We start from the raw sequence: 14,168 nt of genomic DNA, 5'->3' as shown, positions 1-14,168 counted from the left end.
GCTTTACAAGCACCCTGTTGAGTTCTCAAAGAACAACCACACACCGACCAGAAGCCCCACCACAGTGGAACCCCAACCGGGGCTAATTCCCGCTCTCACACCCGGCGCTTTCAGCGCCAGGCACTTTTACTACGTTACCCGCTCGTTTCCGCCGTGTCAAACCGATATTTCGCGGTCCGTCATGCTTCAACCCGATAACGCGGGCACCATGTCGCAACCGGCTTGCGCCGCTCTCGTCATGGATTCGGCAGGCCGGCCGTCGCGATTTCTCGCGACCCGCCCGGTGCCCTGCCGGTTCGTAACCATACCCGGTCGGTTTCGCGGCGCCAAATCCGCCTCGCGGCGTTTCTGGCGGCACCTCCCGGTCGGGGTTCCGGTGGGCGTGCCCACCCGACCCCCCAGGCCGTTGGCCGGCGCTCCGGCCGCTTCAGACTTTCGTCTGTTTCGTCCGTTCCGCGCTGGCAGAGAGAAAGTTACGCGTCCGGCGGGATGATCGTCAAATCCGCCGGACGCGTCCCCCGTCACATCGTCGACAGGTGGCTATTCACCCAGCTCAACGCCCGCGAACGAACGCTTCCCCCGGCGCAGCACCAGGTATCGCCCGTGCAGCAGGTCGGCCGGCGACACCCTGGCGTCCACAGCGGTCACCCGGTTGTTGTTGACGTAGGCCCCGCCTTCGGCGATCACCCGCCGAGCCTCCTTGAGGCCACTCACCAGACCGGAATCCCGCAGCAGACCCGCCACATCCGGCAATTCGCCGCTGAGCCGTACGAGGCCCGCCTCGGTCAGGGCCGCGCGCAAAGTCTCCGGCGCCAACTCGTCCAGCGAGCCGCGGCCGAAGAGCGCCTGACTGGCGGCGATCGCCTGTCGGGTCTCGTCGGCACCGTGCACCAGCGTGGTCAGTTCCTCGGCGAGCGCCCGCTGCGCCAGGCGGGCCGCCGGTCGTTCGGCGGTCGCCTTGGCCAGCTCCTCCAGCTCGTCGCGGGTGCGGAAGCTGAAGTACCGCAGGTAGCGGTCGACCTCCTGGTCCTCGACGTTGAGCCAGAACTGGTAGAACGCGTACGGGCTGGTCATCGTGGGGTCTAGCCAGACGGTGCCGCCCTCGGTCTTGCCGAACTTCGTGCCGTCGGACTTGGTGACGAGCGGCGTGGTGAACGCCTGCACCGGCCCCGCGCCCCGCCGGCGGACGTAGTCGACGCCCGCGGTGATGTTGCCCCACTGATCGGAGCCGCCGAACTGGAGCTGACAGCCGTGCCGGCGGTGCAGCTCGAAGAAGTCGTTGGCCTGCAAGAGCTGGTAGCTGAACTCGGTGAAGCTGATGCCGGTCTCCAGGCGGGCGCGCACCACCTCCCGCGCGAGCATCTTGTTCACCGGGAAGTGCTTGCCCACGTCGCGGAGGAACTCGACGATCGACATCTCGCCGGTCCACTCCAGGTTGTTGACCAACTGGGCCGCGTTCTCGCCGGAGTACGACACGAACGGCGCCAGCTGGTCACGGATGCGCTCGACCCAGCCGGCGATCACGTCGGGCGGGTTGAGGGTCCGCTCGGCGCTCTCCTTCGGGTCACCGATCTGCCCGGTCGCCCCGCCCACCAGCAGCAACGGGCGGTGGCCGGCGAGTTGCAACCGGCGGGCCATGGTGACCTGCATGAGCGAGCCGACGTGCAGGCTCGCCGCGGTGGGGTCGAAGCCCACGTAGTACGTGGCGGACTTCCCACCGTCGAGCAGCTCACGCAGCTCGTCGAGGCCGGTCGAGTCCTGTATCAGGCCACGCCAGAGCAGGTCGTCGGTCAGGGAGTCCCGCCCGGGCGGCGGAGGGCTGATGTCGGTCACGGTCACCGATTCTCCCCCATCGCCGGCACCAACCCGTACCGGGTTTGACGCAACCCGCCCCGGCTAGGCTTGCGCCCGTTGATCGAGGAGGGCTTTGCCATGGAGATTCCGGATCTGACGGGCGGTCTCGTCGCCCTGCTCGACCTCAAGTTCGAGGAGGCCAGCGCCGACCGGGTGGTCATCAGTTGGCGAGTCCGCCCGGAGCTGCACCAGCCGTCCGGCATCCAGCACGGCGGGGTGTACTGCTCGGTCGTGGAGACCGCCGCCAGCGTGGGTGGCTCCCTCTGGCTGGCCGACCGGGGCACTGTGGTCGGGGTGTCGAACCAGACCGATTTCCTGCGGGCCGTCCGGGACGGCGAGCTGAGGGCTGTCGGCACCCCGGTGCACCGGGGCCGCAGCCAGCAGCTCTGGCAGGTGGAGGTCACCGACGCCGACGAGCGGCTGGTCGCCCGTGGTCAGGTCCGGCTGCAGAACCTCTCGCCCGCCTGAGCGACGGCACTCGCCCGGCGGGTCAGCTGCGGGCCTCGTCCAGCATCGGCTCCGCGGCCTGGTCGGTGTCGGCGTCGCCGTCAGCTTCATCGGGTACGCGGCTGAGCCGTACCTCGGTGATCGCCCGGTGGTCGATGCCGGCCACCACCAGCACCCACCCGTCCAGCGTGACGTCCTCCCCGGCGACGGTCGGGATGTGCCCGAGCCGAGCCAGCACCAGCCCGGCGACTGTGGTGTAGTCACCGGCCGGGCGCGACGGCAGCTCCACGCCGATGTCCGGCAGATCGTGCACCGGAAAGGTGCCGGGCAGCAGCAGCGCACCGTCGGGGTCGCGCCGTACCGAGCGCACATCCCGGTCGGTCTCGTCGTAGATCTCGCCGACGATCTCCTCGAGGATGTCCTCCAGGGTCACGATGCCGTCGACGGCGCCGCGCTCGTCCACGACGAGCGCGATGTGCTGACGCTCGGCCTTGAACTGGCGCAGCGCGTCCACCACCGGTAGCGAGTCGGGCAGCAGCATCGGCGGTCGGGCGATCTCGTCGACCGGGCGGTCGTCGGGCACACCCACCAGGTCACGCAGGTGGATCACTCCGGCCGTGTCGTCCAGACCGCCGTGGCGCACGACCGGAGCCCGGGAGTGCCCGGTGGCGGCCAGGACCAGCCGCGCGGCCTCCGCGGTGGTCCCGCTGTCGAGCGTGAAGACCTGCAACCGGGGTACGAGAACAGCCCGCAACCGTCGGTCGGCGATCTCCACGGCGCCCGCGATGATGGTGCGCTGCTCCTTGGTGAAGCCGTGGTTGCCGGCGACGATGTCGCGCAGCTCGTCCGGGCCGATCTCCTCCGGCTCGTGTTTGGGGTTGAGCCCGACCAGGCGGACCACCACGTCGCTGGTGGCGCCGAGCGCCCAGACGGCCGGCCGGGTGAGGCTGGCCAGCAGGTCGAGCGGGCGGGCCACCAGCAACGCCCACCGCTCGGCGGACTGCATGGCGATCCGCTTGGGCGCCAGCTCGCCGAAGACCAGGGTGACGAAGGTCAGCGCGAGGGTGACCGCCACGATCGCCACGGTCTCGGCGGCGCCGCCGAACATCCCGAGCAGCGGTACCAGGGGTTTGGCCAGCGACACGGCCGCGGCGGCGGAGGCCAGGAACCCGGCGAGGGTGATGCCGATCTGGATGGTGGCCAGGAAGCGATTCGGGTCCTTGGCGAGCCGGGCCAGCACCCGCCCGGCCCGGCTGGTGCGCTCCAGCCGCTGGATCTGGCTGTCTCGCAGCGACACCAACGCCATCTCGCTGCCCGCGAAGAGCGCGTTGATCACGACCAGGACTCCGACCAGGGCCAGTTGGCTCCCGTAGCTCTGCACGCCCGGTTCGCTCCCTCGTGGTGGTGGCACCGGCCGCTACGCGCGGCACCCGCCGGTCGGCGAGCCCGCCCGGCGTAGGCGTGTCTTTGCCCCGTCCGGCGCCGGCCGAATCCTGCCCCGGCGACGCTACGCCGAATCGGGCGAGGTGAGGCTACGCCGAATCGGACGACGGTGACGCTACGCCGGCTGGGGCGTCGGTGAGCTAGGCCGCCTGGGGCGTCGGTGACGCCGGCAGGTCGAGGACGTACGAGTCGCCCTCCGGGCGGAAGCCGAGCCGGTGGTAGTAGGGGGCCACCATCCGGGGCGGGCTGACCACCCGGTGGAAGCCCCGTTCGGTGAACAGGTGGCTGCGCCGGTAGACGAACTCGCCCGGTGTGAAGTCACGGAACTTCGGGGTCACGTAGTCCAGGTCGATCTGGGCGACGCCGGGCGCCTCGGCGTGCGACAGGACCACACCGACCACCTCGTCGGCCGTGACCACGAGGAACGCCGAGCACCCGGACGCGTCCGGGTCCCAGTGGAAGCCGGGGTTGAACCGGGCGATGTCGGCGGCGTGCACCCGCAGCGTGTGCGCGAGGAACTGGTCGCCGACGCCGACCTCCACCACCTGGTAGGTCTTCTCGTCGTGCCGGGTGGCGAGCATCCCGCGCAGGTACCAGATGTTGATCACCGCGAGCACGACGTTGAGCCCGACGCCGGGCCAGACCTCGATCGCGGCGTTGTAGCCGATCAGCACGAAGCAGCCGACGAGGTTGAGCGCCCGCAACCGCAGGATGCGCGACTGCAGCAGCGACCAGACCAGCACCGCGGAGCCGGCCCAGCCGACGAGATCCAACCAGTTCACGCCGCGAGACTAGTGCCCGCCCAGGTCAGGGCCGTCGGCGGGCAGCTCCAGCAGCCACTCTTCGACGTCTTCGCCGCGGCCGTTGGCGTACCCCGAGTCTGCACCGACCACCACGAACCCGCACTTGCGGAGCACCGCGAGGGAGGCGGCGTTGTCCTTGGCGGCGCGGGCGTGCACCGGCCGGGGCAGCTCGCGCAGCAGGGCGGCCAGGGCCGCCGTGGCGTGGCCCCGACCCCAGCGTGCCGGGTCGATCCAGTAGCTGACCTCGGTCTGCCCCTCGGCCGGCCAGGCGCTCACGTAGCCGACCACCTCGCCGTCGACCTCGGCGGTGCGGACCAGGTTCGCCGGGTTGGTGAGCACCCGGGCCCAGTGTGCGGCGAACTCCCGACGGTCGGACGGGTCCTTGGGGCCGAACGCGGCCATCCGGTTGGCCTCCGGGTCCTGCTGGTGCAGGAAGAACTCGACGAGGTCGTCCTCACGGACCGGGCGCAGCAGCAGATCGGAGGCCATCGGCCGAGGGTACGCAACGGCTGTGACACGAAGCCGCGGCGCGGCGTCAGCCGGCGACGGCTACGACCGCCAGCACGGCGGCGCCCAGGGAGCTCGCCACCGACAGCAGGCGACGCCACGGCACCCGCGCGTCGACCACCGGCAGGGCCCGCCACCGGGTCGCCGCCAGGGCCACCCCCGCCGCCGACAGGCCGACGCCGAGCGGCCACAGCCAGGCCGGCACCATCGACCAGTCCCCCATCCGGTGCCCCAACCCGAGATAGGCGAACGCCCAGACCGCCGCGGCCAGCAGCGTCACCTGGTCCAATTGGCGACGGCGGGCGGTGCCGAGCAGGGAGAGGCCGCCGAGGAAGGTGAGGACGACCGCGAGGCCGGCGCCGATCCACGGCAGCACCATCGACGTCGCCGAGTCGGCCTCCTTCGGCGACACCCCGAGCAGCCGCAGCCCGATCGGCTCGACGCCCTTGTCGGTGTTGCCGAGCACCACCACCGCCCGGCCGGTGGCCCGTTCGAGGCCGACGTAGGACCGGAACCCGCCGGTAGCGCCGTTGTGCCAGACCACCTCGCGATCACCGTGCCGGGTGGTGAACCAGCCGTACCCGATGCGGGTGTCCTCGTCCTCGCGGAAGCGGGCGGTGGCAGCGTCGGCACCTGGTGCGGTGCCGGCGAGGGTCGCGGCGAACAGCCGGCCGAGGTCCTCCGCCGTGGACCAGTGGCCGGCGCCGGCCGGCGCGTAACCCGCTCCCGCCCACGGATCGAGCGGCCGGCCGCCGGCCCGGCTGCCCTGGGCGCGATCGGCCGGCAACTCGTCGTCGCGGGTGGCGACGACCGTGGCCGTCATGCCGAGCGGCCGTAGCAGCCGGTCGTGCAGCAGCTCGGGGTACGCGACGCCGGCCTTCGCGGCGAGCGCGTGGCCGAGCACTGACGGCCCGAGGTTGGAGTAGTGGACCTCGCCGCGCTCGTCGTCATCGGTGCTGACCCGGTCGGCGGCGCTGCGGATGGCGTCGACGCCCTGCCCGGCGTAGAGGTTTCCGCCGGAGACGTTGGACCAGAGGATGCGTGCCCACCCCAGCGGGGAGCCGGGGGCCAGCCGGGGCAGGCCGGCGCGGTGGCTGGCGAGTTCGGCGAGCGTGACGTCGCGGGCGGGGCCGCTGACCTCGGGCCAGGTGGCGCCGAGTCGGTCGTCAGGGCCGACGACACCGGCGGCGGCCTGGTCGGCGAGGAGCATGCCGGTGAGCGCCTTGGTGACCGAGCCGATCTCGAACGGGGTGCCAGGCTCGACGGGCCGACCGGCGAGGTCCCGGTCGCCCAGGCCGGCGGTGCGGATCCGGCCGTTCTCGACCAGGGCGACGGCGAGCCCGCGGAGCCCCGACGGGTCGGGCGTGGCCGACCGGGCGGCAGCGGCCAGGTCGCGATCGCCGGTGGTCTGCGCGTCGAGTCGGGGCACCTGGGGCATCAGCGCCACCCCGACCAGGCCGGCGATCAGCGCGACGACGAAGGCGGTGACGGTCGTCCGGCGCATGGTGGTTCCTCCGTGGGGGGTCGTCGGATGGGCGGCCGAGCCGCGTCTGGTCAGCGGCCGGCGGCGGTGAGGATGGCCAGCAGCGGCACCACGCGTTCGGCGGGGACCGCGTACCGACCTCGGCCGGCGCTGCGCAGCCAACCGGCGGCGGTGATCTGGCGCAGGTGGTGGTGCAGTTGGCCGGTGGTGCCCAACTCCTCGATCTCGGCCAGCTCGCTGGTGCTCTGCCGGCCGCCGATGATCTCCCGCAGTAGCCGCAGCCGCACCGGATGGGCCAACGCGGAGAGGGTGCCGGCCAGCTCCGTCCAGTCGGCGGCGAGCAGGTCGTCGACGGTGCGGCCGTACTGCCAGTCGTAGTGCTGGTCGGCGACGCGGACGGTGCCGGTGTAGACGACCGCGCCTGTGCCATCGACCGGCAGTCGTTGCTTGAGGCCGTCGAGCGCCCAGAAGGCGCCCTCGGGAGCGGGCGGCGTCGGCGGTGCGACCGTCAACCGCTCGGTCAGGGTGGCGACCTGCGCCTCCAGTGCGGCAAGCCGCTCCTCCATCGTGCTCATACGTCGATATTACGAAGTTACGTACTTCCGTGCAAGGCGGAGCGACATCCGTGACTAGCCGTACAGCTCCAGCAACCGGCCCCGCGATGCCTGGAGACGGTCGACGACCACGGCCATGAGCCGGAGGGTGAGCTGCCGCCCGAGGGCGTCGTCGGATTCGATCAGCCGCCGCACTCCCTCGGCGCTGAACTCGACCGTTGTGGTACGGCGCACCGCGACCGCCCCGAACTGCCACCGGTACGGCGGAAAGATCCAGGACCAGCCGAGCACCCCGCCCGCGCCGATCGTCTCGATCCCGATATCGCCCCGGCCGGGCACCGGAAAGTCCAGGGCCACCGCGCCGCCGGAGAGCAGCCAGAACCGTTCGGCCGGCTGACCGGCGCGAAACACCCGGTGGCCGGGGTGCCAGACCACCGGTCGGGCATACCCGGTGAGCCTCGGCAGGCACTCCGGCGGCAGCCCGGTCAGGAAAGGGTGCTCCCGGAGCACGTCCAACGGGGTCATGGTGCCGTCCTTCCGTCGCGGCCGCTGCCGGCCCTTACCCCTCCGACCCCCTCCCGGATACGCGGCGCGAGGGCCGTTGGTCCCGGGCCGCATGGGCGCAACGCCTCTGCCCGGCGCGCTCGCACAGCCGGATGGTGGGACGAGACGGCGTGCCGACGACACGCGCACAAGACGGGGAGGTCGCGGGTGACGACGACCGGAGGACGAGGCGGGATCCTGGAGGACCCCGTCGACCTGGCCGTGCCGGTCGGGCTCGACGCGGCCGAGGCCGCCGCCCGGCTGCGGTCCACCGGCCCCAACACGGTCGCCCCACCACCCCGCCAACACCTGGCCGTACGGGTCCTGCACCAGCTCACCGACCCGCTGGTGGCACTTCTGCTTGCCGCGGCGGCCGTCACCACAGTGCTCGGCGACTACCCGGACACCGCGGTGATCGTCCTGGTCGTGCTGGTGAACACCGTCATCGGGGTCGTGCAGGAGGTACGCGCCGATCGCGCGATCGCCGCTCTGGACCGGCTCGCCGCGCCCGCCGCCCGGGTGGTGCGCGACGGCCGGGAACTGGCGGTGCCCGCCGCCGACCTCGTCCACGGCGACCTGGTCCGCGTCGAGGCCGGCGACATCGTCCCGGCCGACCTGCTGCTGATCGAGGCGAGCCGGCTGCACCTGGACGAGTCCGCGCTGACCGGTGAGTCGGTGACGGTGGGGCGTACCCCCGGCGAGGAGGCGTTGGCCGGGACGGTCGTCACCACGGGACGGGCAGCCGGCACCGTGCTCCGCACGGGAGCAGTGAGCGCCCTGGGCCGGATCAGCGCACTGGTGGCGGGTACCCGTCCCACCACCACACCACTGCAGCGCCGGCTCTCCGCCCTGGGTCGGGTGCTCGGGTTGGTCGCCGTGGCCCTGTCCGGGCTGGTGTTCGCCATCGGCGTGGTCGGTGGCCGCCCGGTGGTGGACATGGCGATCACAGCGGTGAGCCTGGTGGTCGCGGCGGTGCCCGAGTCGCTGCCGGCCGTGGTGACCCTGGCCCTCGCACTCGGCGCGCGCCGGATGGCCGCCGCGCACGCCATCCCGCGCCAACTGCACGCGGTCGAGACACTCGGCTCGGTGACGGTGATCGCCTCCGACAAGACCGGCACCCTCACCGAGGGGCGGATGGCGGTGCAGCAGGTGGTCACGTCCGACGGTGCCCGATATGGAATCACCGGCACCGGATACGCCCCGTACGGCACGGTGCACCGGGACGGCGCGGCGGTGGCCGTACCGGAGAGGCTGCGCCGACTGGCGCGCGCCGGGCTGCTCTGCAACGACGCCGCCCTGTCACCCCCGGATGACGAACGATCCGACTGGGCGGCTGTCGGTGATCCCCTGGAAGCGGCGCTGGTCGCCTTCGCGGCCCGGTGCGGTCTCGACCCACAGACCACCCGCGCCGCCTGGCCCCGGATCGCTGAGCACCCATTCGACCAGGCACAACGCCGGATGATCACCGTGCACCGCTCCTGCGACCAGCGTTACCTGGTGGTCTGCAAGGGCGCACCGGAGAGCATCCTCGGCGCGCCCCTGCTGGACGCCAGCGCCGAGGAGATCACCGAACTGACCAGCACCGCCCATCGGCTGGCGGCCGAAGGGTTGCGGGTTCTCGCCGTCGCGGCCGCCCTGGTGGACCGGATGCCCAACCTCGCCGCACCCACCGGGCTGCGTCCGGTGGGGCTGGTCGCCGTCGGTGACCCGCTGCGCGTCGGCGCCCCGGAGATCGCCGACAGCTTCGACACCGCCGGCGTACGGCTGCTGCTGATCACCGGAGACCACCCGGCCACGGCCGCGGCGATCGGGGGTCAGCTCGGCCTCTGGCGCGCTGGCGACCCCCTCGGCAGCGGCGATGACGACCAAGCGGCGCACCCGGACACCCGGGTCTTCGCCCGGACCCAGCCGGAACAGAAGCTCGACATCATCGCCGGCCTGCAGGCCCGTGGCGAGGTGGTGGCGATGACCGGTGACGGGGTGAACGACGCCCCGGCGCTGCGGCGCGCCGACATCGGGGTGGCCATGGGTAGCGGCACCGAGGTCGCCCGGCAGGCCGCTGACCTGGTGCTGGTCGACGACGAGCTGTCCACTGTTGCCGCCGCGATCGGCGAGGGCCGCCGGATCTACGACAACATCCGCCGGTTCCTGCGATACGCCCTCGCCGGCGGGGTGGCCGAGATCATGGTGATGCTGATCGGCCCGCTCTTCGGGTTGGCCGTACCGCTGCTGCCCGCCCAGATCCTCTGGGTCAACCTGCTGACCCACGGTGTGCCCGGTGTGGCGCTCGGTGCCGAGCCGGCCGAACTCGGCGTCCTGCGCCGCGCGCCGCGCTCGCCCCAGGAGTCGGTGCTCGGCGCCGGGCTGGGTCGGGACGTCCTGGTCACCGGCGCACTGATCGCCGCCGTGGTGCTCGGCGCCGGCGTGTTCGCCGCACACCGGGGCCTGCCGTGGCAGTCGGTGGTCTTCGTGGTGCTCGGGCTGGCCCAGCTCGGTGTGGCGCTGGCGGTCCGAGCGCCCCGGCTGCCTGGAGCCCGACACGGCAACCCCGGCCTCCTCGTCGCGGTGGCGGCGTCGGCGCTGCTCCAGGTCGGTGGGGTGCTGTTCGCTCCGCTGCGGGAGCTGCTCGGCACCGACCCGCTCGGGCCGAGCGTGCTGCTGGCCTGCGCGGCGGTCAGCGTCGTGCCCGGGCTGGCGCTGCGGCTGGCCCGTCGCCGGCCGTCGCTGGCCTCGTCCCGCCATGACGCTGACACGGCGTGACGAATGACGGGACCAACGGCCCTCCGATCGTTGTCGTACGCCCCTGACCGCCGGGCCAACCTCGCACGAGGATGAAGACGGATGAAGGAGGACATGATGACCAGCAGATCCGGTGCTCCCGTGGTGGTGGCGGTGGACGGCTCGACCTCGGCGCTGGAGGCGGTGCGGGTCGCCGCCCAGGAAGCGACGGTGCGACAGCGCCCCCTGCGGGTGGTGCACGCGTTCATCTGGCCGCTCTACGACGTACCGCTGATTCCGGGGCCTGGCGCTCCCGTCGACGCCGGGCTCCGCAACCAGGCTGAGCTGACCGTCGCCGAGGCGGTGACCGAGGCCGGCAAGACCGCGCCGGAACTCGCCGTCACCGGCGCGGTGATCGACGGCGCGGCCACGCCGGTGCTTCTGGGCGAGTCCCGGGACGCGGCGCTGCTGGTGCTCGGCAGTCGGGGCCTGGGAGGTTTCGCCGAGCTGCTGATCGGCTCGGTGGCCGTGCAGGTCTCCGCCCGCGCCGAGTGCCCGGTGCTGGTGGTCAAGGGTGAGGCGCGCGCCGACGGCCCGGTGCTGGTCGGCGTCGACGGCTCGGCCCTGTCCACGGAGGCACTGGCATTCGCCTTCGAGGAGGCCGCGCTGCGCGGCACCGACCTGGTGGCCGTGCACGCCTGGCTCACCCCCACGCCGACCGGCCCCGGCGACATCCTGCCGTTGGTGTACGACGTCGACGCGCTGGCCGCCGACGAGAAGCGGGTGCTCGCCGAATCTCTGGCCGGCTGGTCGCAGCGGTACCCCGAGGTGCCGGTCCGCCAGTGTGTGGCGTACGGCGCGGCGGCGCGGGTGCTGGTGCAGCAGTCCGCCACCGCGCAGCTCACCGTGGTCGGAGCACACGGCCGGGGCGCCCTCGCCGGTGCTCTGCTCGGCTCGGTGAGCCACGCGGTGCTGCACCACTCGCACAGCCCGCTGGCGATCGTCCGGCACCGCCGGGACGCCTGAACGCCGTACCGCCGAACGCGCCGGCCACCTATCGGCCGGCGCGTCCGGCGGCGCGGCGCGGGTACGAGGTCGACAATGACCTGACCGACCCAGGGAGCGCCGATGAACCGACCTGTCGTGGTGGGCGTGGACGGATCGCCGTCCAGCCTCGTCGCCGCCGAACACGCGGCGCGGGCCGCCGTGCTGCGGTCCCGACCGCTGCTCCTGGTGCACGGCTACCTGCATCCGTCCGGGTACGGCGTGCCACTCAACCCGTACGACCTCGGGGTGCCGGCGCCCTCCGAGGAGGCGCAGCAGATGTTGGAGCGCACGGCGGCCGAGCTGACCGGCCGGTGGCCCGGCCTCGCCGTCGAGGTGCGTCAGGTCCTCGGGGGCCCGGGGGCCACCATGATCGAGGAGTCCCGCCGGGCGGAGCTGGTCGTGGTGGGCAGCCGGGGCCTGGGCGGGTTCACCGGGCTGTTGCTCGGCTCGGTCGGCGCGCAGGTGACCGCGCACGCGCACTGCCCGGTGCTGGTGGTTCGCCCGGACGAGCAGCCGATCCCGGTGGACGGCCCGGTGCTGGTCGGCGTGGACGGGTCCGAGTCGTCCCGGCTCGCCGTGGGCCTGGGCGCCGACGAGGCGGCGCTGCGGGACGTGCCGCTGGTGCTGGTGCACGTCGGTCCTGCGGACGGGGACCGGACGGTGCCGGAGGAGATCGAGGAGTCACAGGCCGCGTACCAGGCCGAGGCGGTGCGACTCCTGGCCGACGCCTCCGCCGTGGTGCGCGCCGAACACCCCGACCTGGTGGTGCGGGAGCATCCGGTCCGGGCGGCCGGCGCGGCCCAGGGGCTCATCGAGGCCAGCGGCACGGCGTCGCTGCTGGTCGTGGGCACCCGGGGCCGGGCCGGGTTCGCCGGTCTGTTGCTCGGGTCGGTCAGCCAGGCGGCGATCCAGCACGCGCACTGCCCGGTGCTGGTCGCCCACCCGGTCAGCTGACCGGCGCTCCGCCGTCGCCTCGGCCGAGCATCTGCAGGAAGTCGGTGGTGAGGGCGAACGGGTCGGCCGGCCCGGTGGCCGGTGGCCGGCGCTCGATCTGGTCGGCCAACTCCCCGGCGGCGCGCCGGATCCGAGCACGCAACGCGCCATCGGCGGTGCCGTCGGACCAGTCCTCCGGGGCGGCGAAGACCGCAGTCGGGACGACCACCGACCGAAGGTAGGCGAACATCGGGCGGACGGCGTGCTCCAGTGCCAACGAGTGCCGGGCGGTGCCGCCGGTCGCGCCGATCAGCACCGGCCGGTCGACGAGCGACTCGGAATCCAACACGTCGAAGAAGGACTTGAACAGCCCGTTGTACGAGGCGCTGAAGATCGGGGTGACGGCGATGAGCCCGTCCGCCCCGGTCACCATGTCGACGACCTCGCGCAGCGCGGCCGGCGCGAACCCGGTGAGCATGTTGTTCACCACGTCGTGGGCGTACTCGCGCAGGTCGACGACGCGCAGCTCCACTTCGGAGCCGCGCCGGACCAACTCGTCGCGGGTGGCCGCGGCGAGCTGGTCGGCGAGCAGCCGGGTCGACGAGGGCTGACTCAACCCCGCCGAGACGACGGCCAGGGTGCGGTGGGTCATCGGGTCGCCCCCTCCGGAGCCTTGCCCGTCACGTCGTCGACGGCGTGCACGGTGCTGTCCTTGGCACCGCCCGCGGCGGCGACCAGCGAGGCGTGCGTCGGCGCCGCCGGCACGTGCGCCGGACGCAGCGCGGCGAACTCCTTGCGCAGCACCGGCACGACCTCCTCGCCGAGCAGGTCGAGCTGCTCCAGCACTGTCTTCAGCGGCAACCCGGCGTGGTCCATCAGGAAAAGCTGCCGCTGGTAGTCGCCGACGTACTCCCGGAAGCCGAGCGTGCGGTCGATGACCTGCTGCGGGCTGCCCACTGTCAGCGGGGTCTCCCGGCTGAACTCCTCCAGCGACGGCCCGTGCCCGTAGACCGGGGCGTTGTCGAAGTAGGGCCGGAACTCCCGGACCGCGTCCTGCGAGTTGCGGCGCATGAACACCTGCCCACCGAGGCCGACGATGGCCTGGTCGGCGGAGCCGTGGCCGTAGTGCGCGTACCGCTGGCGGTAGAGCGCGATCATCCGCTGGGTGTGCTCCTTGGGCCAGAAGATGTGGTTGGCGAAGAAACCGTCGCCGTAGTAGGCGGCCTGCTCGGCGATCTCCGGGCTGCGGATCGAGCCGTGCCAGACGAACGGGGGCACGCCGTCGAGCGGGCGCGGCGTCGAGGTGAACGACTGCAACGGGGTCCGGTACTTGCCCTTCCAGTCGACCACGTCCTCGCGCCACAGCCGGCGCAGCAGGTCGTAGTTCTCGATGGCCAGGGGGATGCCGGCGCGGATGTCCTTGCCGAACCACGGGTAGACCGGGCCGGTGTTGCCGCGGCCCATCATGAGGTCCACCCGGCCGCCGGAGAGGTGCTGGAGCATCGCGTAGTCCTCGGCGATCTTCACCGGGTCGTTTGTGGTGATCAGCGTGGTGGCGGTGGACAGCAGCAGCCGCTCGGTGCGCGCGGCGATGTAGCCGAGCATGGTGGTCGGTGACGACGGCACGAACGGCGGGTTGTGGTGCTCGCCGGTGGCGAAGACGTCCAGGCCGACCTCTTCGGCCTTGAGCGCGATCGCGACCATCGCCTTGATCCGCTCATGCTCGGTCGGCTCCCGACCGGTGGTCGGATCGACAGTGACGTCACCGACGGTGAAGATTCCGAACTGCATGACCAGCTCCTCGCGTGTCAACCGGGTGCCGTCGTGGTACCCGGA

General features: G+C 72.5%; 13 protein-coding genes. 4 read left to right on the top strand and 9 right to left on the bottom strand.

The features are described 5' to 3' along the window. Nucleotides 1-540: 540 nt before the first annotated feature. On the bottom strand, nucleotides 541-1,833 hold the full coding sequence (gene tyrS, locus ABZ794_RS28500) for a tyrosine--tRNA ligase (RefSeq protein WP_357518434.1): 1,293 nt from the start codon (nucleotides 1,831-1,833) through the stop codon (nucleotides 541-543). Nucleotides 1,834-1,932: 99 nt separating this feature from the next. Here tyrS and ABZ794_RS28495 point away from each other — a divergent pair, with 99 nt between their 5' ends. Continuing rightward, nucleotides 1,933-2,322: a PaaI family thioesterase gene (locus ABZ794_RS28495; RefSeq protein ID WP_210786238.1), complete on the top strand. Its 390-nt coding sequence runs from the start codon at nucleotides 1,933-1,935 to the stop codon at nucleotides 2,320-2,322. Nucleotides 2,323-2,344: 22 nt separating this feature from the next. On the opposite strand, the gene ABZ794_RS28490 is transcribed toward ABZ794_RS28495, so the two are convergent. The 6 genes from ABZ794_RS28490 to ABZ794_RS28465 all read right to left on the bottom strand — a co-directional run bounded on the left by ABZ794_RS28490 (nucleotide 2,345) and on the right by ABZ794_RS28465 (nucleotide 7,616). After that, nucleotides 2,345-3,682, bottom strand: a complete 1,338-nt coding sequence (locus ABZ794_RS28490) for a hemolysin family protein (RefSeq protein WP_357518426.1) — start codon at nucleotides 3,680-3,682, stop codon at nucleotides 2,345-2,347. 202 nt (nucleotides 3,683-3,884) lie between these two features. After that, nucleotides 3,885-4,526: a YgjV family protein gene (locus ABZ794_RS28485; protein ID WP_210786240.1), complete on the bottom strand. Its 642-nt coding sequence runs from the start codon at nucleotides 4,524-4,526 to the stop codon at nucleotides 3,885-3,887. 9 nt (nucleotides 4,527-4,535) lie between these two features. Continuing rightward, nucleotides 4,536-5,036, bottom strand: a complete 501-nt coding sequence (locus ABZ794_RS28480) for a GNAT family N-acetyltransferase (protein WP_210786241.1) — start codon at nucleotides 5,034-5,036, stop codon at nucleotides 4,536-4,538. A 46-nt stretch (nucleotides 5,037-5,082) separates the two neighbouring features. Beyond that, nucleotides 5,083-6,558: a serine hydrolase domain-containing protein gene (locus tag ABZ794_RS28475; RefSeq protein WP_357518423.1), complete on the bottom strand. Its 1,476-nt coding sequence runs from the start codon at nucleotides 6,556-6,558 to the stop codon at nucleotides 5,083-5,085. Between the two features lie 50 nt (nucleotides 6,559-6,608). After that, nucleotides 6,609-7,112: a helix-turn-helix domain-containing protein gene (locus ABZ794_RS28470; protein WP_247670163.1), complete on the bottom strand. Its 504-nt coding sequence runs from the start codon at nucleotides 7,110-7,112 to the stop codon at nucleotides 6,609-6,611. A 54-nt stretch (nucleotides 7,113-7,166) separates the two neighbouring features. Then, nucleotides 7,167-7,616 carry a cyclic nucleotide-binding domain-containing protein gene (locus tag ABZ794_RS28465; protein ID WP_357518421.1) on the bottom strand — a complete coding sequence of 150 codons (450 nt, stop codon included), beginning with the start codon at nucleotides 7,614-7,616 and terminating at the stop codon, nucleotides 7,167-7,169. A 186-nt stretch (nucleotides 7,617-7,802) separates the two neighbouring features. On the opposite strand from ABZ794_RS28465, the gene ABZ794_RS28460 reads away from it, so the two are divergent. The 3 genes from ABZ794_RS28460 to ABZ794_RS28450 all read left to right on the top strand — a co-directional run bounded on the left by ABZ794_RS28460 (nucleotide 7,803) and on the right by ABZ794_RS28450 (nucleotide 12,353). Beyond that, a complete protein-coding gene (locus tag ABZ794_RS28460) occupies nucleotides 7,803-10,394 on the top strand; it encodes a cation-transporting P-type ATPase (protein ID WP_357518419.1) in 2,592 nt (863 codons plus the stop codon). Between the two features lie 96 nt (nucleotides 10,395-10,490). Then, nucleotides 10,491-11,378: a universal stress protein gene (locus ABZ794_RS28455; RefSeq protein WP_238690146.1), complete on the top strand. Its 888-nt coding sequence runs from the start codon at nucleotides 10,491-10,493 to the stop codon at nucleotides 11,376-11,378. Between the two features lie 102 nt (nucleotides 11,379-11,480). After that, the gene (locus tag ABZ794_RS28450; protein ID WP_210786245.1) at nucleotides 11,481-12,353 is read left to right on the top strand and encodes a universal stress protein; all 873 of its coding nucleotides are present in this window, start codon (nucleotides 11,481-11,483) and stop codon (nucleotides 12,351-12,353) included. Here the strand turns inward: ABZ794_RS28450 and ABZ794_RS28445 are convergent. Together ABZ794_RS28445 and ABZ794_RS28440 are read right to left on the bottom strand one after the other, a co-directional pair. After that, nucleotides 12,346-12,984 carry an FMN reductase gene (locus ABZ794_RS28445; protein ID WP_210786246.1) on the bottom strand — a complete coding sequence of 213 codons (639 nt, stop codon included), beginning with the start codon at nucleotides 12,982-12,984 and terminating at the stop codon, nucleotides 12,346-12,348. The two genes, ABZ794_RS28450 and ABZ794_RS28445, sit on opposite strands and share 8 nt — an antisense overlap. Further along, nucleotides 12,981-14,123, bottom strand: coding sequence for an LLM class flavin-dependent oxidoreductase (locus ABZ794_RS28440; protein ID WP_210786247.1), 1,143 nt, complete (start codon nucleotides 14,121-14,123; stop codon nucleotides 12,981-12,983). The genes ABZ794_RS28445 and ABZ794_RS28440 overlap by 4 nt, the downstream gene beginning before the upstream one ends. Nucleotides 14,124-14,168 lie beyond the last annotated feature (45 nt).

This window comes from Micromonospora sp. NPDC047187 (genome assembly GCF_040643355.1).
In the GTDB taxonomy this organism is placed as follows: domain Bacteria; phylum Actinomycetota; class Actinomycetes; order Mycobacteriales; family Micromonosporaceae; genus Micromonospora; species Micromonospora salmantinae.
This window is presented reverse-complemented; position numbering and strand designations above follow the sequence as displayed.